The organism is Isoptericola sp. NPDC057559, from assembly GCF_042801555.1.
Taxonomy (GTDB): domain Bacteria; phylum Actinomycetota; class Actinomycetes; order Actinomycetales; family Cellulomonadaceae; genus Isoptericola.
In genome coordinates this window covers 38,378-58,612 of sequence record NZ_JBHVFQ010000004.1, presented here as the reverse complement: position 1 = coordinate 58,612, position 20,235 = coordinate 38,378, and the positions used below count along the sequence as shown (strand labels likewise).

Below are 20,235 nucleotides of genomic sequence, written 5' to 3'. Positions count from 1 at the left end.
AGCGTGGTGCAGCGGTCAGTCGGCGCCGGAGGTGTCCGGCGTCGTCGTGACCTGAAGGCTGCGCATGCCCCGACGGTACGGCGCGGCGCGCGGCACGGTCAACGGGGAATCCCCGGCGGGCCCGGTCCGAGGCACGGGGCGGGACGGGCGCGGGGCCCGCGGCGTCGCCGCAGGCCCCGCCCCTCCCCCGTGCCTCGGTCAGGCGAGCCGGGGGCCGGTCAGCTCGCCGCGGCCGCCCACCGCTGGCTCGCCGCGCCGGTGTCGGTGCGCTGCACCACCCTCCCGTCCGGGTCGGCCGTGAGCGCGAGCCCGGAGTTCTTGTTCACGAGCCGGAGCCGCCCGTCCTCGACGCTGACCTGCCAGACCTGGTTGTCCGTGCCGCCGCAGCCGTACTGGCCCACGAGCGCGCCCTGGTCCTTCGAGCTGAAGAAGACGTCCGCGCACTGGCCGCTGCCCGCGTTCCGGACCGTGTAGTCCGACCCGCCGAGGCGGGTGAGGATCCACTTCTGGGTCGGCGCGCTCGACTCCGCCGCGACCGTCAGCTGCGTCGAGTCGTTGCCGGGTGCCGTCAGCCGCTGCCCGCTCGCGAGGGTGAGCGAGTACTGCCCGTCGGCGACGGGCGGCGGGACCACCACCTCGGTGCCCACCGACAGCGCGAAGACGTGCACCGCCGCGTTGGCCGGCAGCGTCACCGCCACGACCTCCTTGTCCGGGTCGATCGGGATCGTGTTCGTGTACAGGCGGTACTGCGTGGTCGGGTACGCCGCCCCGGTGGGGGTGTTCTTCCCGAGGGTGACGACGGCGATCTTCGCCCCGTAGGAGTTCGTCGCGAGGCAGCACCAGTTCGGCATGCCCAGCGTGCTCGCGTCGGTGCTGCCGTCCGCGTAGTGCACGGTGACCCCGCCGGTGGCCGACCCGCTGGTGCCCGTGCCCAGCACCCCGATGACGTTCCCGTCCCCGGAGACCGGGACGGTCTGGCCGGCGCTCCCGACGTTGTCGGGCGTGCCCGGCTCCGACGACGGGAACGTGAAGTCGAACCCGTTCGCGCTCACCGTCGCGCCGGGAGCGACCCCCTTCTCGGCGAGCCGCTCGGCGATGAAGCTGCTCCCGCCGCCGTCGACGTCCCCCTTCTCGGGCTCGGCGAGCGAGGAGATCGCGACGTTGTCGAACGCCGCCGCGAGGTCCGCGTAGGCGACCGTCGTCTGCGCCCGCGCCGAGACCTGGCGCGGCGTCGTGCGCACCCGGTAGTCCGCGGTGCCGCCGATCGTCACCTGGCCGGGCGCGGCGTCCTCCGGCGGGGTGACGCCGAACGTCGCGCTGAACGTCGCACCGTCCTTGAGCGCCTTCGCCGTCGTCGACGACGTCGCGTCCACGGTCCAGCCGTCCGGCGCGGTCAGGGTCGCCCCCGTGACGTCGATCGGCTTGCCCGTGTGGTTGGTGAGTGCCAGCGTCGCCGTGCCGACCGTGCCGGCGAGCGACAGCGACGGCGCGGTGACGGCGACGTCGACGGCGCGCTCGCCGGGGTGCTCCCCACCGACCGCGGACGACCCGGTCACCCGCACGTCGAACGCCGACGCCGTCGACACCGTCGCCGTCTGCACGGTCAGGACGCCGCTCGCCGGGTCGAACACGTAGCCCGGGCCGCGGTCCAGGTCCTCGACGGAGGCGGCGGCCGCGAGCTTCTCGCCGCCCACCCGCACCGTCGCCGGGGCGGTGTCGGTGTGCAGCGCGAACCGGTAGCTGCGCGCGGACGGCTTGCCCGCGTAGTCCCCGGTCAGGGCCCCCACGGTCAGGGCGATCGGGCCCTTGCCCGCCTGCGGCGCCCGCACCGCGAGCCGCTGGGAGGCGTGCGCCCCGTCGGCGTACTCCTGGGTGCGGCCGTCGTCCTCGTAGAGGGTGAACTCCGAGGATCCCTGCGGGTAGACGTCGACGTCGAGGCGGCCGGCCTTCTTGCCCGCCTCCCAGTCGGCGGTGCCCTCGGGGAACATCGGGACGATCGCCCCGCCGCGCACGAACAGCGGCAGCCGGTCCAGCGGCGCGGGGTAGCCGTCGATCGTCGTCGGGCCCGTGTAGGTGCGCCCGGTCCAGTAGTCGGTCCACGTGCCCTTCGGCAGGTAGATGCCGTCGCGCACCGTGGTGTCCTCGTAGACGGGGGCCACGAGGAAGTCGTCGCCGGCGAGGAACTCGTACTTCACGTCGTCGCCCCAGGTCGTGGGGTCGTCGGGGTAGTCCACGTACAGCGGCCGCGTGGAGCCGAGGCCGGTCGCGTGGGCGTCCGCCTGGTACGTGTAGAGGTAGGGCAGCAGCCGCTCGTGCAGCTGCAGGTAGGAGCGGTTGATCGACGTGTACGGCTCGCCGTACCGGTACGGCTGCTTGTCGCTCGCCGCCCACCCGCTCATCGCGTACGTCATCGGCAGGAACATCTTCCACTGCAGGTCGCGCGTGTAGGTCTGCGCGCTGCCGCCGAAGATGCCGTCCACGTCACCCGTCGTCGCCGCCTGGCCCGACATCGTCGAGCCCGCGTACGTCGGGATCTGCCAGCGGATGTAGTCCCAGCTGCCCGACTGGTCGCCGCTCCACATCGCCCCGCAGCGCTGCGTGCCCGCCCAGCCCTCGATGGTGACGACGGTGGCGCGGTCGGCGGAGTTGTCCTCGATGCCCGCGTTGGCCTTCTCGCACGCGGAGAGCGCGAACCGGTAGCCCGGCCCCACCCACGCGACGTCCGTCTTGCGGACGCGGACGCCGCTCGCCACCTCGGTCGGCTGCTCCGTGAGGTCCGCCTGGGTCCACAGCCCCAGCTCCGAGCCGTGCTGCGTGAGCATGTCGTGCGTCTCGGGCAGGTCCTCGTAGCCGCAGCCGTAGCCGTCGTTGACGAGCATTCAGCCCAGCGGCATGTCGTTGTCGGTGTACCCCTGCGCGATCGCCGTCGAGTCGCGCAGCGTCTCGCGCTCCCCGCGGTTGGCGTTGTGGAGGTAGCAGTCCGCGTCCCCGAGCTCCATCGCGTACATCGGCAGCATCGCGGGCCGGCCGGTCAACCGGGTGAGGTCGTCGAGGACCGCGCGCGTGTCGCCCACGAAGTAGTAGGCGTCGAACCGCTGCTCCGCGTGCCGCGTGGCGACCGGCTCGCCGAAGGCGTAGCTGCCCGCGGCGAACGTGTTGCGCAGCACCCCGTACCCGTTGCTGGACAGGTAGAACGGCGACGCGTTCGGGTTGCCGCCGTCGTCCCAGTCGTAGTCCCGGGAGATCTGGATCGTCTCGTCGCGGTGCGAGAACCGTCCGTTCTGCATGCCGCCGCCGAAGAACTGCTCGGTCGCGCCGCGCGACAGCGACTGCGTCGTGCCCGAGGAGTCCCACGACAGCGGCGCGGTCTCCGTCCAGAGCGGTGTTCCGTCGCCGTCCGCGAGCGCCAGCGTCAGCGGCGACCTCGTGACGGTGAGCGTGGCGTCGGCCGTCGCGATGCGGTACGCCGAGGAGGTCTCCGTCAGGGTGGCGCCGGCGTCTCCGTCGAGGTCCCCGACGACGATCCTGGCGGCGGGCGCGTCCGGGTCCGACGGGGTGTCGTTCGCCGGGTCGGTGAACTCCCCGTCCGGCGCGAGCCACACCCGCAGCGCCCCGGCCTCCAGGAAGCTCACCCGCAGCTTCGCCTCGCCCTGCGCGGACGTCTCCGCCGCGAACGTGAACGTGTCGCCGTCCCGCTCCATCCCGGTGACGTCGCCCAGCGTGGTCCCCGCCGCGGCGTCCTCGCCCGCGGCCGACGCCGCCGGGACCGCGAGCGCCAGACCCGGCACGAGCACGAGCGCCGCGAGCGCCGCCACCGTGCCGCGCCGTCGGCGGCGTCCCGTCCCTGTCTCTCTGCTGATCCGTGAACCTGTCTTCGTCGACATGTCGTTCTCCCGTGATCCAGGCACTCCGACGGACGCGCTGCGCCCACTCCCTCGGGGACGCAGTGATCGAAGTTGCTCGGATTCTTCAACAACGCGCGCAATCAAGCAAGAGGGGGCCGCCGGTCGACCGCAGGTCCGACGGCCGCGGGGCCTAAGACTCCAGGAGCTCGACCCACGCCTCGGTCTGCCTGGCGATGACCCCTTCGACCTTCGACACGAAGCCACCCCGCCGGGCCGGCTGCTGGGTCGGGTCGTAGCCGGCGAGGAGCAGGTCCAGGCTCCTGGCGGTGCGCGCGTACGAGCCGGCGATCCGCTCGTGCTGCTCCCCGGCGACGTGCGCGGCGACGGCAGCCGCGACGGTCGCCAGCGCTCCGACCCACGCCGACAGCTGGAGGCCGTCCACCGCACCCGCCACCGCGGCGAGGACGCCCGCGGCGAGCGTGGCGGCGAGCTGGACCGTGCGCCATCGCCGACCCGAGGCATGGTGCTGGACGGCGCGTCTGACGTGCCAGTCTCGCTGACCGCGTGCCCGGTCCGTCGCATAGTCCGCGAGGGAGGAGATCGCGGGCAGCGGCGACCCACCGGCGCCGGTGCCCGCGAGCAGGAGCTCGTCGGTGTCGGTGCGGTCCGTGATGGCGCGAGCCCTGCGCGCCAGCTCCTTGTCCCGGTCCTCCCCGGCGAATGGAGACGCTCCCGCGAGGTACCTGTACACCAGGCTCTTGAGCGACTCTGCGGCGGCGCGAGCGTTCAGGCGTTCGCGCACCCGAGCGTTCGTCAGGAACTGCGCCTGGACGAAGGCCGCCGTCGCTAGGGCGACCGCGCTCAGCCCGCCGACCCACCGCGCGAGGACCGCCGACAGCCCGCCGGTGGTGACCACGACGGCGGTCAACGACCCCAGGACGATCAGGCACAGGTTGGCGATCCGCGCTCGCTGCAGTCGCGCCTGCAGGCTCTCGGCGACCGACGACCAGCGCAGCTGGTGCTCCCAGACCTGGTCGACCGACATCGGTCCTCCCGCGGGCTCGACGGTCAGGCGTGGAGCTCGACGTCGCGGTAGAGCATGCCGCCGTACCAGTCGAGGTTCTCCTGGGCGAGGTGCACGGCGACCTGACGTCCGATACCCCGCAGCTCGTCGGGACGTGTGGCGACCGACAGCCGTTCACCGAGCCGAGCGAGGGTCGCGCCGCTGTGGAGCGCACGGGCCGCGTTCTGCTGGAGGTTCCGTTGCGCGCGCAGGGCGCCGAGCGCGGCGCCGACCGCCGGCAGCACGATCGCGATGAGCGCGAAGAGCCCCGCGAGACGGTCCCCCGCGTCGGTGAGGTCGGCGACGAGGTGGGTGGCCACCGCCGCGAGAGTCACGGCGAACAGGACATACACCGCGCCCATGACGGTCCTCTCCCGGCGGCCGAGCCGCCGGCTGCGCGAGCGTTGGTATTCCACCTGGTCGTCGACCCAGCCGCCGACGAGGAGGTCTCGCAACGGCCCGACGAGCAGAGGTGCCTCCGCCCGTGGGCGTGCCCGCCAGAGCTCCTCGGCTGCGCGAGGGACCCAGCGCACGGTGCGCTGGCCCGTCACGGACGTGGCGGCGTCCTGTGGGTCGTCGTGCTCGACGAGGGCGAGGAAGAAGGAGCTGCGGCACACCTCCGCCAGGGCACGATAGGAGAGCCAGCGCGCGTGCAGCTCGCCCCGGCGCGCCACGATCACCATGACCAGCAGGCCCACGAGCAGGACGAGCTCGCCGGCGACGAGCCAGTCCTGGTCGTGCAGGACGATCACCTGGAGCGCCCCCAGCGCGACAGCGAGCGCCGATCCCACGAACAGTCCGCTGGTCGACAGGTTGTACCGCCGCTGGTACCGCACGGCCAGCGAGTCCGCGTGCTCGAAGGCCGGCGTGATCCACCTGAGCCAGGGATCCAGCGCTCCGTCCGGGACACCGGCCTCCCTCGCCGCGCGACCCACGCTCCCGCCGAGACCGGCGTCGTCCGGAAGGTCCGGCGTCGACGCCCCGACGAACCGCGCGAGCTGGACGTACGGAACGACGTCGAGATCCCCGCCGTCCCGCTCCACGCGCCACGTTCCGGGGTCGATCCGATAGACGACGGGTCCGGGCACGGCCCGCCGCGCCGCCGCGACCACCTCGGCGGTCCCGCCCCGGCCGCGGGCCGGGCCCTCGTCCCAGACCGCGATCAGGACGTCGCACCGTTCCACCACCCGGTAGCCCGCCAGCATGTACGCCGAGCCCCGTTCCGCCGATGCCGGTTCGACGCGCACGGTGTCTGCCCGGCGGAGCAGCTCCCGGAACTCCTTCCGGGACGCCTCGTCGACGAAGTCGCGCTCGTAGTCGTCGGCCGGGAGCGGGAGCGCGACCTCGAGCACCGCACCGCGCTCCTCGAGCACGGTGCGCGCGATGACGCGGTCCGCCCCCTCGGCGAGGGCCGACACCACGCCGAACACGACGTCGTCGACGCCGGCGGACCGGACCGCTTCCCGCGTCTCGAGGATCACGGAGCGGATTGCCGAGACGAAGTCGTCCACCTCGGCGACGTCACGGTGGCCGGTCGCACCGATCCAGACACGGACCGGCACCCGCACCGTCGGGCCGCTCCGCATGTCAGAAGCCGGGCCCGGTGTCGGTGCCGAACCCGGAGTCGCTGGGGGTGGCGGCGACGAGGACGACAAGGAGGACGAGTCCCGCGACCGCCACAGCGAGGCTGGTCCAGAGCGCCGCCGTGGCATGGGGGTCCTTGCGGCTCAGTCCGATGCCCGCCACGACCGCGCCGGCCCACGCGACGAGCCCGAAGGTGAAGAGCCCGAGGCCGGCGAGCACGAACGCCACGGTGGAGAGGACGTTGCCCGTCCGCGGCCCCGGCGCGCTCGTCGGTCCCGTGGACGGCCCTGGCGGGGTAGCCCGCGGAGCGGGGACCTCGGCCCGCGGACGCGGCCCGACGGCCTGGGAGGCCGAAGGCGTGGCGGACTCTGGCGGGACTCGCGGCGGCATCGACGACGCCGATGCGGACCGCCGCGGCGGCGTGGGGCGCATCACCTGGGTCGCGGGCAAGGGCGAGGGCGAGGCCGGCGGCACCGGGGAAGCGGGAGGTGCCACCTGCGCGAGGTACGCGACGATCGCGGCATCCACGTCCTTCACGACGTCGGGGCGCCTGCTCAGTCGCTGCAGCAGGACCATCAGGTCGTCCCGGGTTCGCGGGTCCTCCTCCTTCTTGAGGCTGAGCTTGATGTCCTCGAGCAGCCGCGACTGCTGTGTCCAGGTCAGCTCGTCGGCGTCGAGCTGCACGACGAAGTCGTGGATGTACGCCCCCGGGACCGGCGGTCGCTCGGGCTTCGGATCGACAGAGACCGGCGGCATCGCCCCGAGACGCTTGACCTCGTTCAGGAGGGTGATGAAGGAGTCGACCGATTGTGGGTCGTAGTCGAAGATCTGCTCGAACGACTCCTGGGTCCTGGCCAGGTCGATGTCGTCGATCCGCACGATGAGCACAGGCTTGCGTAGAGCACGCGCATAGGCGCGTTCTGCCTGACACGCCTTCGACCTGCGCGCGTGCTCGGACAGGGCGTAGACGAGGACGTCGGTCTGCTCAATCTGGTCGAGGATCTGGGCCCACCAGGTCCCACCGCCGTGCAGCTCGCGGTCGATCCAGGCATCGACATCCACGTTGCGCAACGACTTGGCCATGATCTCGACAGGTGGCCGGTCGGGACTGGAGTAGCTGATGAAGACGCGTGGATTCTTCATGATGCACCTGCTCAAGGTCGGCCGAAGGGGAAGGCCGCTTCACTCCGTAGGGATTGCCGATCGGCTCGACTGATACCCGACACCGCCGCCGGGACCTGCGCGGTGCAGCCCCCTGGGCCTCGATGCTCCCGGCGTCCTCAGGAGCACGACCGAGATGACATCCTCCTCCCATGAGAACGAGCCTCGCGGTAGAGATCCTGGCCAAGCGGTTCGCCACCACCAGGCTCCGCGAGGGGTACGACCCGTCGGACGTGGACGACTTCCTCGACCAGGTCGTGCGCGCCGTCGAGGGCGGCACCGACGTCGCCGCCCTCGTCGACGGCGCACGGTTCGCCTCCACGACCTTCCGTGAGGGGTACGACATGACCGAGGTCGACGACTACCTCGACGAGATCAAGGAGCGCGTCGCGTCCGCCGGGGAGACGGCGGCGGCCGACGCCGCCCCGGGCGTCGTGGCCGGCGGGCCCGAGCCGCGTCGCGCGCCCTCCTCCGGCACCACGCTCCCCAGCCCGACGCTCCCGGCCGGCACCGGCGGCCTCCTCGACTGGTTCACGCGGCGGCGGCGCGGCTGACCGCTCCGCGCCGCGTCAGGCGCGCCCCCGCACGGGCGGTCAGGCGCGCGCCCCGGCGTGCTCGGGCTCACCGGTGCGGGTGGCGACGCCGTCGTAGCGTCCCTCGACGACGTCGGCGACGCGCACGGCCTCGCCGAGCGTCGCGGACAGGTACACGGCGCGCACGGTGGCGAGCGCGCGCAGCCCGTCGTCGAGGGTCACCCAGGGCGCGCGGCGCTCCCGGATCGCGGCGACGACGTCGGCCCACTGGGCGCCGTGCGAGCTGCCGTACTGCGCCACGTGCGACTCCCGCGGATCGAGCGCGCCGCGCGCGGATCCCGCGGGCCCGCCACCGGCACCCTGGTCGAGCTGGTTCGCCGACCAGGCGCCGCCCTCGGCGTCGCGGGCGTGGAAGTAGGTGAGCTCGTCGGCCTCGACGACCGCCGACCCGTCGGTGCCGTGCACCTGCAGCCGCACCCCGAGGTCGGGGTACACCGTCGTGGACGCGTGGAGCGTCGCGAGGGCGCCCGACGCGAACCGGAGGATCGCGACGGCGACGTCCTCCACCTCGATCCGTTCGTGGCCGAGGCGCGCGGTGTAGGCGACGACCTCGACCGGCTCGCCCAGGTACCACAGGAGCAGGTCGAGGGTGTGCACGCCCTGGTTCATGAGCGCGCCGCCGCCGTCGAGCGCCCACGTCCCGCGCCACGCGCCGGAGTCGTAGTACTCCTGCGTGCGGTACCAGTCGACGTTCGCGACGGCGGAGGTCACGCGACCGAGGCGGCCCTCGTCGAGCGCGCGGCGGACGGCTAGCGCCGACGCGTCGTGGCGGTGCTGGGAGATCACGGCCACGACCTGGTCCGGGCGCGCGGCCGCGGCGTCCCGGAGCCTGCGCGCCGGCTCGATCGCGACGTCGAGCGGCTTCTCGACGACCACGTGCGCCCCGGCCTCCAGCGCCTCGCGCGCGAGGTCGGCGTGCTCCCCGCTCGGCGTGCAGACGCTCACGACGTCGACGCCTCCGGCCGCGAGCGCCTCCCCGAGGCGGGCGTGCACCGCCGGCGCCGGGCGGCCCGCCGCGACGAGCTGCTCCGACACCGCCCCGGCGCGGGCGGCGTGCGGGTCGACGAGGGCGACGACGTCGAGGTCGGGGTTCGCGGCGGCGACCTCCGCGTGCAGGCGCCCGATGACGCCGCACCCGACGATGGCGAGGCGCAGCGGTGCGCCGGTGCTGTTGCTCGTGGTCATGCCGGCGATCGTAAGCAACGATCCGGTGCGGTGAACAGGGTCTTGACTAAGTAACACTCATGGTTTTAATGTCACGACGGCCGGCTCGGACCCACCCCCGAGCCCTGACCCGAGGAGTTTCAATGAGGAAACTGTCGCTGCGGCTCGCCGTCGCAGTCGGAACGACCGGAGCGCTCGTCGCGCTGACGGCCTGCTCCAACGGCGGAGGGACCGCCGGGGGCCAGGACGCAGCGCTCGACCCCGAGGCGGACGTCACGATCTCCGTGGGCGACCAGCCCACGGCGGACAAGCCCGAGGAGCGGGCCGCCTTCCAGAAGCGGATCGACGAGTTCGAGGCCGAGAACCCGAACATCACCATCGAGCCCTCCACGGAGGTGTGGGACGCCCAGACCTTCCAGGCCAAGCTCGCCGGGGGCACGCTGCCCACCGTCATGGGCGTGTCCCTCACCTACAGCCACGAGCTCATCCAGGACGGGCAGCTGCCCGACATGACCCCGTACCTCGAAGAGCTCGACATGATCGACGACCTCAACCCGCTCGCGCTCGACAAGGTCAAGGACGACGAGGGGCACATCTACACGATCCCGACCGGCCTGTTCTCGGTGGGCCTGGCCTACAACCGCGACGTCTTCGAGCAGGCGGGCCTCGATCCCGACAAGCCGCCGGCCGACTGGGACGAGGTGCGCGAGGACGCCCGGGCCATCGCCGAGAAGGTGCCCGGGGTCGCCGGCTACGCCCAGATGACGACCAACAACACGGGCGGCTGGATGCTCACCACCATGACCTACAGCAAGGGCGGCGAGGTCCAGGACGTCGGCGGCACGAAGGCCACGATGGGCCAGGCCACCGCGGACTCGCTCCAGGCGCTGCACGACATGCGGTGGGAGGACGACTCGATGGGTCAGGAGTTCCTCTACGACCAGGAGTCGGTCCGCCAGGCGTTCGCCGCCGGGAAGATCGGCATGGTCCTCCAGGCGCCGGACGCCTACGACACCGTCGTGAAGACCTACGGCTTCGACCCCGAGGCCTTCGGCATCACGGCGCTGCCGCAGACCGGCGGCGACCACGGCACCCTCACCGGCGGTTCGCTCAAGCTGTTCAACGTCAAGGCCACGCCCGACCAGCTGCTGGCCGCCGCCAAGTGGGTCAAGTTCTACGACTTCGACAAGTACTACGACGAGGACGTCGCCGTCGAGGACGCGAAGACCAACGCGGCCGACGACAAGCCGGTCGGCCTTCCCGGCCTGCCGCCCGTGTCCCAGGAGGTCTACGACCGGTACCTCGGCTGGATCGAGCCGTACATCAACGTGCCGCTCGACAACTTCTCGGGCTACACGGACTCGGGCCTCGAGCTCGTGCCCGAGCCGCCCACCGGCACCCAGCAGACGTACGCCGCCCTCGACCCGGTCGTGCAGAAGGTGCTCACCGACAAGAACGCCGACATCGACGCCACGATCGCCGAGGCGAACAAGGCCGTCGACGGCATCATCGCCCAGGCCGCGCGCTAGCCGAGCGTCGACCGGCCGGGCGCGTCGCACCACGCCCGGCCGGTCCACCCGAAGGGAGGCATCGCCTTGTCCAAGACCCTCGCGGCGCCGGCCGGCGCCGTGCCGCGCGTGCGGCCACGATCCGGCATCACCCGCTGGTACCGGGGCGGCGGGCTGCACGCCGTGCTGTTCGCCGTCCCCGTCGTCCTCGTCTTCGCCTACTTCAGCTGGGGCCCCGTCGTCCAGGGCCTGGTGCTGAGCCTGCAGAAGACCAACCTCATCGCCCCCGCCCAGTGGGTCGGGCTGAGCAACTTCACGTACGTGCTGTCCGACCCCGGGCTGGCGCAGGCCGCCCTCAACACGGCCTACTTCGCGCTGCTCGCCATGGTGATCGGCTTCCCGATCCCGATCTTCCTCGCCGTGATGATCAACGAGCTGCGCAAGCACGACGGCCTGTACAACGCGCTGGCGTACCTGCCCGCCATCGTGCCGCCCGTGGCCGCGATCCTGCTGTGGAAGTTCTTCTTCGACCCGTCGTCCGACGGCATGTTCAACACCATGCTCGGGTGGATCGGGCTGGGCCCGTTCCCGTGGCTGAACTCCGAGGCCATGGCGATGCCCTCGATCGTGCTCTACGCCACCTGGGCGGGCGCCGGCTCGACGGCGATCATCTACATCGCCGCGCTGGCCACCGTGCAGACCGAGCTCTACGAGGCCGCCGAGATCGACGGCGCCGGGATCTGGCGCCGCGTCTGGCACATCACGATCCCCCAGCTGCGCGGCGTCATCCTCGTGATGCTGCTCCTGCAGCTCATCGGCACCTTCCAGATCTTCACGGAGCCGTTCCTGTTCACCGGCGGCGGGCCCAACAACGCCACCCAGACCATCCTGCTGAAGATCTACAACTACGCCTTCGTCAACGGCGACTTCGGCGCCGCGACGGCCCTGAGCGTGCTCCTGGCGGCCTTCCTCGGCCTGCTCTCCGTCGTCTACTACTACGCGACCAAGAGGTGGAGCCAGTCATGAGCGTCGTCGACACCTCGCGGGCCACGACCACCGTGCCCGGGCCTGCGCCCGCGGGCACCGCGCCGGCCCGCTCCCCCCGCCGCCGGAGGCGCGCGCCCGAGGAGCCCAAGACCCGCGGCCTCATCTCCTCCGGCGACCGCAAGCGCCCCAGCGTGCGGTTCTGGCTCACCCTCGTCCAGGGCGTGCTGCTGGTCGGGCTGATCGTCGCCTGCCTCGGCCCCCTGCTGTGGTCGGCGAAGGCGTCCGTCTCCAGCAGCCAGGACATCGTCTCCGACCCGATGGGGATCTGGTTCACCCCGAACGAGTGGGGCAACCTCGCGCTCGCGTGGAAGGGCGCCCAGATCGGGCAGTCCCTCGGCAACACCGTGATCCTCGCGGTGGGCTCGACGATCGCGACGCTCGTCGTCAGCGTGGCGGCCGCGTTCCTGCTCAGCGTGCTGCGCCCGAAGTGGGGCCCCTGGCTCACCGGCGCGATCCTTGCCACGCTGTTCCTGCCCGGCGTCATCTCGCTCGTGCCGCTGTACCTCACCGTGCTCGACATGCCGCTGCTGCACATCCGGCTCCAGGACACGTTCTGGGCCGTGTGGCTCCCGTCGGCCGCGAGCGCCTTCAACGTCATCGTGCTGAAGCGCTTCTTCGACTCGATCCCCCGGGAGTTCCTGGAGGCCGCCAAGATCGACGGCGCGGGCCCGTTGCGGATCCTGTCCATGGTGATCCTGCCGTTGTCCCGCCCCATCATCGGCGTCGTCGCGCTGCTGTCGGTCGTGGGCGCGTGGAAGGAGTTCCTCTGGCCCATGCTGGTGCTGTCCAACCCGGACCTGCAGCCGGTGTCGGTGATGCTGCCGAAGCTGGCCGCCGGGACGGCGCCCCTGTCCGTGCAGATGGCGGCCGTCTTCCTCACGATCATCATCCCCGTCGTGCTGTTCGTGATCTTCCAGAAGCAGTTCCTGCGCGGGGTCGGTACGGCTGGAGGGATCAAGGGATGAGCACGGTCGAAGGCAGCAAGATCCTCGTCACCGGGGCGTCGGGGCGGATCGGCAGCGTCGTCACCCGGCGGCTGCGCGCCGCCGGGGCGTGGGTGACCGCCCTGTCCATCGACGACTCGCCGTCGCTCGAGGCGGACCGGGTGCTGGTCGGCGACACCACGTCGCAGGACGACGTCGCAGCCGCGCTCGACGGCGTGGACACAGTGGTGCACCTCGCCGCCCTCGCGCACCGGGACATCGCCCCGCCCTACGACGTCTACGCGACGAACGTGGTCTCCACGTTCAACGTGCTCGCCCAGGCGGGAGCCCTCGGCATCTCCCGGGCCGTCGTCGCCGGCAGCATCAACGCGTGCGGGCTGCCGCAGAACGTGCACGAGGTGTGGCCGGCGTACGTCCCGTACGACACCCACCTCCCCGTCGACATCGCCGACTGGTACTCGCTGTCCAAGCACCAGGACGAGAGCACCGCCCGGATGGCGTGGCGGCACTGGGGCATCGACGTCGTCACGCTGCGCTTCCCGCACGTGAACTCCGCGGAGGCGCTGCTCGCCCAGTCGCGGCAGCTGACCGACGACCCGCGTGGCGGCCTGCTCGAGGGCTGGTCGTACCTCACCACCGAGGACGCCGCGCGGGCGGTCGAGCTGTCCCTCACCGCGCCCACCACCGGGGCGCACGCGTTCTTCCTCGCGGCGGACCGCACGCTCGCCCCGTACCGGACCGAGGACCTGCTCGACGCCTTCGCGCCCCAGGTCCCCCGGACCCGCCGGCTCGTCGGGCGCGAGGTTCCGATCGACCTCACCCCCGCGCGCGAGCTCATCGGCTTCCGTGCGGAGCACGAGATCGACGTCCCGACGCTCGACCTGCCCGCCCGGCTCCGCCCCGCCGTCTCGCCCCACACCTCGCCCAGCAAGGAGCACTGATCGCCGCCATGCCCCTCGATACGCCGTTCGACACGTTCGCCAACCCCTGGCCCCCGCGGGAGGACGTCCGGATCACGTCCGTGCGCGCTATCACGACCGCCCCCGAGGGCACCGCCCTGGTCGTGGTGCGCATCGACACCGACGTGCCCGGCCTGTACGGCCTGGGGTGCGCCACCTTCACGCAGCGTTGGAAGGCGGTGCGCACGTTCGTCGACGAGCACCTGGCGCGGCTGCTCGTGGGCCGGTACCCGGGCGACATCGGGGACCTCACCCGCCTCGCCGCGTACTCGGGCTACTGGCGCGGCGGGCCGGTGACGAACAACGCCATCTCCGGCGTGGACCAGGCCCTGTGGGACATCGCCGGCAAGCGGGCGGGCATGCCGGTGCACGAGCTGCTGGGCGGCAAGGTGCGCGCCGCCGCCGACACGTACATCCACGCCGCCGGCCGTACGTCGGAAGAGGTCGTCGAGCAGGCGCAGGGCTTCGTCGAGGCGGGGTGGCGGCACGTGCGCATCCAGCTCTCGACGCCGGGCGGCGGCGGGTACGGCGCGCCCGCCGTGCCGACCGAGTACCCGGACGCCCCGTACCCGAACGGGTGGAGCGCCCGGGACTACCTGCGGCGGGTCCCGGCCCTGTTCGAGGCGGTGCGCGGCGCCCTGCCCGACCGGGTCGAGCTGCTGCACGACGTGCACTCGCGCCTCACCCCGAAGGACGCCGTCTGGCTGGCACGCGCCGTCGAGCCGTACCGGCCCTACTTCCTCGAGGACGTGCTGCCCCCGGAGCACTGGGACCGGCTGCCCGAGGTCCGGGCCGCCAGCCCCGTGCCGCTCGCGGTCGGCGAGCTCACGACCTCCCTCACCGACGCGGTGCGGCTCGTGCGCGACGGCGGCGTCGACTTCATCCGCTCGCACGTCTCGGACATCGGCGGGCTGACCCCGGCCCGCAAGCTCGCGGACCTCGCCGAGCTGTGCGGGGTGAGGACCGCGTGGCACGGTCCCGGCGACACGTCGCCGATCGGCGCGGCCGCCAACGTGGCCCTCGACGTGACCTCCGCGGCCTTCGGCATCCAGGAGGGCCACCTCTACAATGAGGCGACCCACGAGGTCTTCCCCGGGACGCTGCGGATCCAGGACGGATGGCTGTTCCCGAACGAGGCGCCGGGCTGGGGGATCGACATCGACGAGGACGCGGCGGCCCGCTTTCCTGCGGAGCTCTCCGGGCACGACGCCTGGGCCGCGGGGGTCCGCCGACCCGACGGAGCGTTGGAGGCGCCGTGACCGAGCTGACCGACACCCCGAGGCACCGGCAGGGCGAGGCCCGGCCGTACGCCTCGCGCCGCCCCAGGCCGTGGGGCGACCGGAGCCAGCCCGGTGCCAACCAGTACGACCTCGGGTCGTTCAACGAGGCCACCATCATCGAGACCATCCGGATCGCGGGCACGATCTCGCGCACGGAGATCGCGGAGCAGACCGGGCTCACGCAGCAGTCCGTGTCCCGCATCCTGCGCGGCCTCCTGGAGCGCGGGCTGCTGGCCGAGGGCGCGGCGGAGCGCACCGAGCGCCTGGGCAAGCCGCGCACCCCGGTGCGGCTGCGGGCCGAGGCCGCGCACGCCGCCGGCGTGCTCGTCGACCCGGAGCTGGTGTCGGTCGTGCTGACCGACCTGGACGGCGCGGTGCTCGAGCGGCGCACGGTGCCGCTCGACGCCGAGGTCGCGCCGGAGGCCCTCGTGGAGATCGTCGCGGACGCGGTCGACGCCGTCGTGACCGGCTCCCGGATCGACCCCACGACGTTCCTCGGCGTGGGCGTCGCCGCGCCCGGGCCGATCACCATGGACGGCCAGCTCCTGGACCTCCCGCTGTCGCAGGCCTGGCGCAACGTGCCGCTGCGCGGCATGCTCGCCGAGCGGCTCGGCTGCCCCGTGGTCCTCGAGAAGGACGGCGCCGCGGCGGCCGTCGGGGAGCGGTGGATCGGCCGCACCGAGCGCGCGGGCGACTTCGTCTACCTGTACGTCGGCACCGGCATGGGCTCCGGGCTCGTCCTCAACGGCGAGACCTACCGGGGCGGGAGCGCGAACGCCGGCGAGTTCGGCCAGCTGTGCGCCGTCCGCCTCGGCCTCGTCGACGGGGCCGGCGGGCCGCAGCTCGTGCGCGAGTGCAACCCGACCGTCGCGCTGCCCGAGATCGCGCGCGAGCTCGGGTACGACGGCCCGGCCCGCACGTTCCGGGAGATGTGCGCGGCCGTCGGCGCGGGGGACGCGGCCGCCGTCGCGGCCGCGCAGCAGATCGCGGACGTCATCGCGCTCGGCGCCGTGGCACTCATCGACCTCCTCGACCTACCCCTGCTCGTGGTCGGCGGGCCCGCCTTCGCGCCCGAGCTGCAGCAGGTCCTCGTGGACACGATCGACCGCGCGGTGAACAGCCTCCCGACGGCGCACCACGCCCGGCACGTCGTCGTCGAACGCTCCCTCGTCCAGGACGAGGCGGGCGCCGTGGGCGCCGCGTCGACGATCTTCCACGCCTCGTTCGCCCCCTCCGTGCGGCGCACGCGGCAGTACTCGATCTCGTGACGGCGGCCGCCGGGACCGGGGGACGCCTGCGGCTGCGCTCCCCCGGCGGCGAGCATGCCGTCGAGGTCGACCCGACCGGGGCGCGGGTCGCGTCCCTGGAGCACACGCCCACCGGCACCGAGCTGCTGCTGCGGCTGCCCTGGGAGGACGAGGACTGGTCGGGCGCGTACCCGTCGTCGAGCTCGAACGAGGAGTGGCACCGCCGCTACGCGGGCGGCTGGCACACGCTCGTGCCGCACGCCGGCGACGCCCGCACCGTCGACGGGGTCGAGCACCCGTTCCACGGGGAGGCCGCCTGGCGGCGCTGGCGGGTGGTGGACCAGGACGCGTGCTCCTGCACCCTCGAGGTCGTGCTGCGCACCGTCCCGCTGACGCTGCGGCGCACGGTGCGCGCCACCCCGGCCGGGGTGGAGGCGGTGCAGCAGGTCGTCAACCACTCGCCGCGGACGGTCGCCTTCACCTGGACCGAGCACCCCACGTTCGGCGGCGCGCTCGCGGGCCCCGGCTCCACCGTGTCGCTGGGCGGCGAGCCCGTCGAGGCCGCGTTCCCGCTGGGCTCCGAGCCGGCCGGCGGCTTCCGGTCGCTGCGCGCCCGGGGGCGGGGGGACGCCGAGCTGCGCAACGACGCGGCAGGGATCGTCGTCGTGGTCCGCTGGGACCCCGACCTGTTCCCCTACCTGCACCTGTGGCAGGAGCACCGCGCGACGGCCGGCTTCCCCTGGTACGGCACGGTCGACGCCGTCGCGCTCGAGCCCGCGTGCCGCCCCTACGACGTCGAGGGCGAGGCGCTCGGGCCGCTCGTCCTCGCGGGCGGCGAGACCATGACCGCCCGGTTCGAGATCGCCGCGACCGTGCGGCGTCCCGGCCCGACACCCCCGACCCACCCCCACCACGAGGCGAAGGAGCCCCGGTGACCACGATCGGCGTCCAGACCATGATGCTGCGCGACGAGTTCGCGCGGCACGGCATCTACGAGACCGTCCGCGAGGTCCGCGACATCGGCTACCGCGCCGCGGAGATCTCCGCGGTCGAGATGAGCCCGCAGAACGTCGCCGAGCTCGCGAAGGTCCGCGACGACCTCGGCGTCGAGATCGCCTCCCTCTCGGGCGGCCTCACGGCCCCGCCGGGCACGCCCTCCCTGACCAGCGACCTCGACGCGTTCGTGGCCGACGCGCGGACGCTCGGCGCCGGCATGATCCGCATCGGCATGCTCCCCGCCGCGGCGATGGCGTCGACGGCACGGGTCGAGGAGTTCGCCGACCGGTGCAACGACGTGGCCGCGGAGCTGGCCGAGCACGGCATCCGGCTCTACTACCACAACCACCACGTCGACCTCGCGCGGTACGACGGGCGCCACCTGCTCGACGTCGTCGCCGAGCGCTCGCCGCTGGTGGGCTTCGAGATCGACGTCCACTGGGTGCAGCGCGGCGGGCTGGACCCGGTGCGCACCCTGCGCCGGTACGCGGGGCGCGTGGCGATGGTGCACCTCAAGGACTACCGGATCGGGCACCTCTCCCCCGCCGCGTTCGAGGCGCTGGACGCCGGCGACCAGGGGCCGTGGCAGGACGAGCTGAGGCAGGTCGTGCAGTTCGCCGAGGTGGGCGAGGGCAACCTCGACTTCCCGTCGATCGTCGACACCAGCCTGGACATCGGCGCCGAGTACCTGCTCGTCGAGCAGGACGAGTTCTACGGCCGCACGGCGCTGGAGTGCCTGCGCACCTCCCACGACAACCTCGTCGCGATGGGGTACGGCGACCTGTTCTGAGCCCTGCGCCACCGTCCCCGGGCGCACCGTCGGGCGGGCACGACGCTGGCCAGATTAGTAACACCTAGGGTTTTTGTTTCTCTGCCTGGCCACCTGTCACGACGATCAAGGGAGATTCGGATGACGAACGACCACGCACGACCCCAGCACGGAAGCCCCCCGAGCGCCGTGGGTCGCCGTGCCGTCCTCGGCGGGATGGCGGCCACCGCCGGCCTGGCGCTCCTCGGCGCGCCGGCGACGGCCGCGACCCCCGCGGCAGCGCCCGCCCACCCGCCGCGGGCGGGTGCCAGGACCCCGTTCACCACGATCGGCGCGGAGACCGGGCGGCTCGGAGGGAACGCCCGCGTGCGCGACCTCGCGCCGGGCGCGACGGTCGGCAAGGCCGCCACCCTGGAGCTCGAGGCATCGGGCTACGCCCTCGTCGAGCTGCGGGACGAGGGCGACTCCGTCACCGTCACGAACACCACGGGGATCCGCGCCAACACGCTCGTGCTGCGGGCCTCGATCCCCGACGCCCCCACGGGCGGCGGCATCACCGCGACGCTCAACCTGTACGTGGACGGCACGTTCCGGCAGTCGCTCACCCTGAGCTCCGCGCAGGCGTGGATCTATCGCGACCCCGTCACGACCGCCAAGTCCAAGGACCCGCGGACCGGGTGGCCCCCGCTGCACTTCTACAACGAGTTCCCGTTCTGGGTGGAGGGGGCGCCGATCGCCCCCGGCAGCACCGTCACCCTGCGGAAGGACGCCGACAGCACGGCGGACGCCTACCACCTCGACTGCCTCGACCTGGAAGCCGTGGCCGGGCCCCGCCGCCGGCCCGCGGACGCGCTGTCGGTCGTGGACTACGGCGCCGACCCGGACTTCGGTGTCGACTCGACGGTCGCCATCCAGGCCGCCGTGGACGACGCCCGCGCCCAGGGCCGCCCGGTCTGGATCCCCCCGGGCACGTACAAGATCAACAGCCTCGCCCCCACTCCCCTCGACCTCACGGGGGTGACCGTCCGCGGAGCCGGGATGTGGCACTCCACGATCTACCGTGCCGTCCCGCTGCCGACCCCGGCGAAGTGGCGGTCCAAGGTCGTCGTGGGCTCGGGCACGGTCCTCACCGACCTGCAGATCGACTCCAACGCCGTCTTCAAGCCGCTCGAGGGCGGGGGCGCCGACTACTCGATCAACGCCGAGGGTGCGGAGGGCTGGCTCGTCGAGCGGGTGTGGACACGGCACGGCGAGGCCAACTGGCTCTCGGGCAGCCACGCGACCATCCAGGACTGCCGCACCGCCGACAGCTACGGCGACGGCTTCAACGTCAACAACAGCAACGAGTCGAACCCGAACAAGCGCGGCGCCGACATCACCGTCCGCAACAACTTCGCGCGCGGCACCGGGGACGACGGCTTCGCCGTGTACTCCGACGCCGGGACGGCGGGCACGAGCCCTCAGGTGACGGGCGTGCGGATCGTCCACAACACCGCCGTCGCCGTCTGGTGGGCCAACGGCATCCGGGTCGCGGGCGGCAGCGACCTCGAGGTCGCCCACAACCTCGTCGACAGCGTGTCGTCGAACAACGCGATGGAGATCGGGATCTACGGCGACACCGGCAACCCGCTGGAGTCGGTGCACGTCCACCACAACGTCCTGGTCGGCGGGGGCGGGTGGAACGGCGCCCGGGGCGGGGTACAGATCGGCTCGCCCGGACCGGGGTCGCTGTTCCCCGACGCCCGGAGCACGGTCACGATGACCGACAACGTGCTCCGGGGCTCGCTCGGGCCGGGGGTCGTCGTCGACCGCCACCGCCACCACCTGACCCTGCGCGGGAACGCCATCGAAGGGCCCGCGGGCGACGGTGTCACCGTGCGGAGCGAGGTCGCCGGGGACGCGCGGATCACCCGCAACCGGCTCGACGGGCTCCGTGCCGGCCAGGTCGCCGTACGCAACGACTCCCCGGAGACGTTCGCGGTGGTCCAGGCGCACAACTCCTGGCAGGGCTAGGCCGCCCCCACGACCACCGGGGCCGGCGGCGCGTGCAGCGCCCCCCGCACCCGCCGCCCCCG

General features: G+C 72.9%; 16 protein-coding genes. 10 read left to right on the top strand and 6 right to left on the bottom strand.

Annotated features, from left to right (window positions below):
• Nucleotides 1–218: 218 nt before the first annotated feature.
• From ACFU5J_RS06360 to ACFU5J_RS06340, 5 genes are all read right to left on the bottom strand, one after another.
• The gene (locus ACFU5J_RS06360) at nt 219–2,879 is read right to left on the bottom strand and encodes a TIM-barrel domain-containing protein (protein WP_430578156.1); all 2,661 of its coding nucleotides are present in this window, start codon (nt 2,877–2,879) and stop codon (nt 219–221) included.
• Nucleotides 2,880–3,815: a hypothetical protein gene (locus tag ACFU5J_RS06355; RefSeq protein ID WP_430578155.1), complete on the bottom strand. Its 936-nt coding sequence runs from the start codon at nt 3,813–3,815 to the stop codon at nt 2,880–2,882.
• 220 nt (nt 3,816–4,035) lie between these two features.
• The gene (locus tag ACFU5J_RS06350; protein ID WP_430578154.1) at nt 4,036–4,890 is read right to left on the bottom strand and encodes a DUF4231 domain-containing protein; all 855 of its coding nucleotides are present in this window, start codon (nt 4,888–4,890) and stop codon (nt 4,036–4,038) included.
• 23 nt (nt 4,891–4,913) lie between these two features.
• A complete protein-coding gene (locus tag ACFU5J_RS06345) occupies nt 4,914–6,494 on the bottom strand; it encodes a hypothetical protein (RefSeq protein ID WP_430578153.1) in 1,581 nt (526 codons plus the stop codon).
• Nucleotide 6,495: 1 nt separating this feature from the next.
• Nucleotides 6,496–7,635 carry a TIR domain-containing protein gene (locus ACFU5J_RS06340; RefSeq protein WP_430578152.1) on the bottom strand — a complete coding sequence of 380 codons (1,140 nt, stop codon included), beginning with the start codon at nt 7,633–7,635 and terminating at the stop codon, nt 6,496–6,498.
• Nucleotides 7,636–7,805: 170 nt separating this feature from the next.
• Between ACFU5J_RS06340 and ACFU5J_RS06335 the strand changes: the two genes are divergently transcribed.
• Nucleotides 7,806–8,207, top strand: a complete 402-nt coding sequence (locus tag ACFU5J_RS06335) for a DivIVA domain-containing protein (protein ID WP_430578151.1) — start codon at nt 7,806–7,808, stop codon at nt 8,205–8,207.
• A 39-nt stretch (nt 8,208–8,246) separates the two neighbouring features.
• On the opposite strand, the gene ACFU5J_RS06330 is transcribed toward ACFU5J_RS06335, so the two are convergent.
• Entirely contained in the window at nt 8,247–9,431 is a 1,185-nt protein-coding gene (locus ACFU5J_RS06330) for a Gfo/Idh/MocA family protein (RefSeq protein WP_430578150.1), read from the bottom strand.
• A 122-nt stretch (nt 9,432–9,553) separates the two neighbouring features.
• Between ACFU5J_RS06330 and ACFU5J_RS06325 the strand changes: the two genes are divergently transcribed.
• The 9 genes from ACFU5J_RS06325 (at nt 9,554) to ACFU5J_RS06285 (ending at nt 20,173) form a co-directional block, all read left to right on the top strand.
• The gene (locus ACFU5J_RS06325; protein ID WP_430578149.1) at nt 9,554–10,939 is read left to right on the top strand and encodes an extracellular solute-binding protein; all 1,386 of its coding nucleotides are present in this window, start codon (nt 9,554–9,556) and stop codon (nt 10,937–10,939) included.
• A 66-nt stretch (nt 10,940–11,005) separates the two neighbouring features.
• Entirely contained in the window at nt 11,006–11,944 is a 939-nt protein-coding gene (locus tag ACFU5J_RS06320) for a carbohydrate ABC transporter permease (protein WP_430575420.1), read from the top strand.
• A complete protein-coding gene (locus tag ACFU5J_RS06315) occupies nt 11,941–12,930 on the top strand; it encodes a carbohydrate ABC transporter permease (RefSeq protein WP_430575419.1) in 990 nt (329 codons plus the stop codon). The genes ACFU5J_RS06320 and ACFU5J_RS06315 overlap by 4 nt, the downstream gene beginning before the upstream one ends.
• Entirely contained in the window at nt 12,927–13,850 is a 924-nt protein-coding gene (locus ACFU5J_RS06310) for an NAD-dependent epimerase/dehydratase family protein (protein ID WP_430578148.1), read from the top strand. The genes ACFU5J_RS06315 and ACFU5J_RS06310 overlap by 4 nt, the downstream gene beginning before the upstream one ends.
• Nucleotides 13,851–13,858: 8 nt before the next feature.
• A complete protein-coding gene (locus tag ACFU5J_RS06305; protein ID WP_430575417.1) occupies nt 13,859–15,127 on the top strand; it encodes an enolase C-terminal domain-like protein in 1,269 nt (422 codons plus the stop codon).
• Nucleotides 15,124–16,416 carry an ROK family protein gene (locus ACFU5J_RS06300; protein WP_430575416.1) on the top strand — a complete coding sequence of 431 codons (1,293 nt, stop codon included), beginning with the start codon at nt 15,124–15,126 and terminating at the stop codon, nt 16,414–16,416. Before ACFU5J_RS06305 ends, ACFU5J_RS06300 begins: the two co-directional genes overlap by 4 nt.
• On the top strand, nt 16,413–17,330 hold the full coding sequence (locus tag ACFU5J_RS06295) for a hypothetical protein (protein WP_430578147.1): 918 nt from the start codon (nt 16,413–16,415) through the stop codon (nt 17,328–17,330). The genes ACFU5J_RS06300 and ACFU5J_RS06295 overlap by 4 nt, the downstream gene beginning before the upstream one ends.
• On the top strand, nt 17,327–18,181 hold the full coding sequence (locus ACFU5J_RS06290; RefSeq protein WP_430578146.1) for a sugar phosphate isomerase/epimerase family protein: 855 nt from the start codon (nt 17,327–17,329) through the stop codon (nt 18,179–18,181). Before ACFU5J_RS06295 ends, ACFU5J_RS06290 begins: the two co-directional genes overlap by 4 nt.
• Before the next feature lie 120 nt (nt 18,182–18,301).
• Complete coding sequence (locus tag ACFU5J_RS06285; RefSeq protein WP_430578145.1) at nt 18,302–20,173, top strand: glycosyl hydrolase family 28-related protein; 1,872 nt, start codon at nt 18,302–18,304, stop codon at nt 20,171–20,173.
• Nucleotides 20,174–20,235 lie beyond the last annotated feature (62 nt).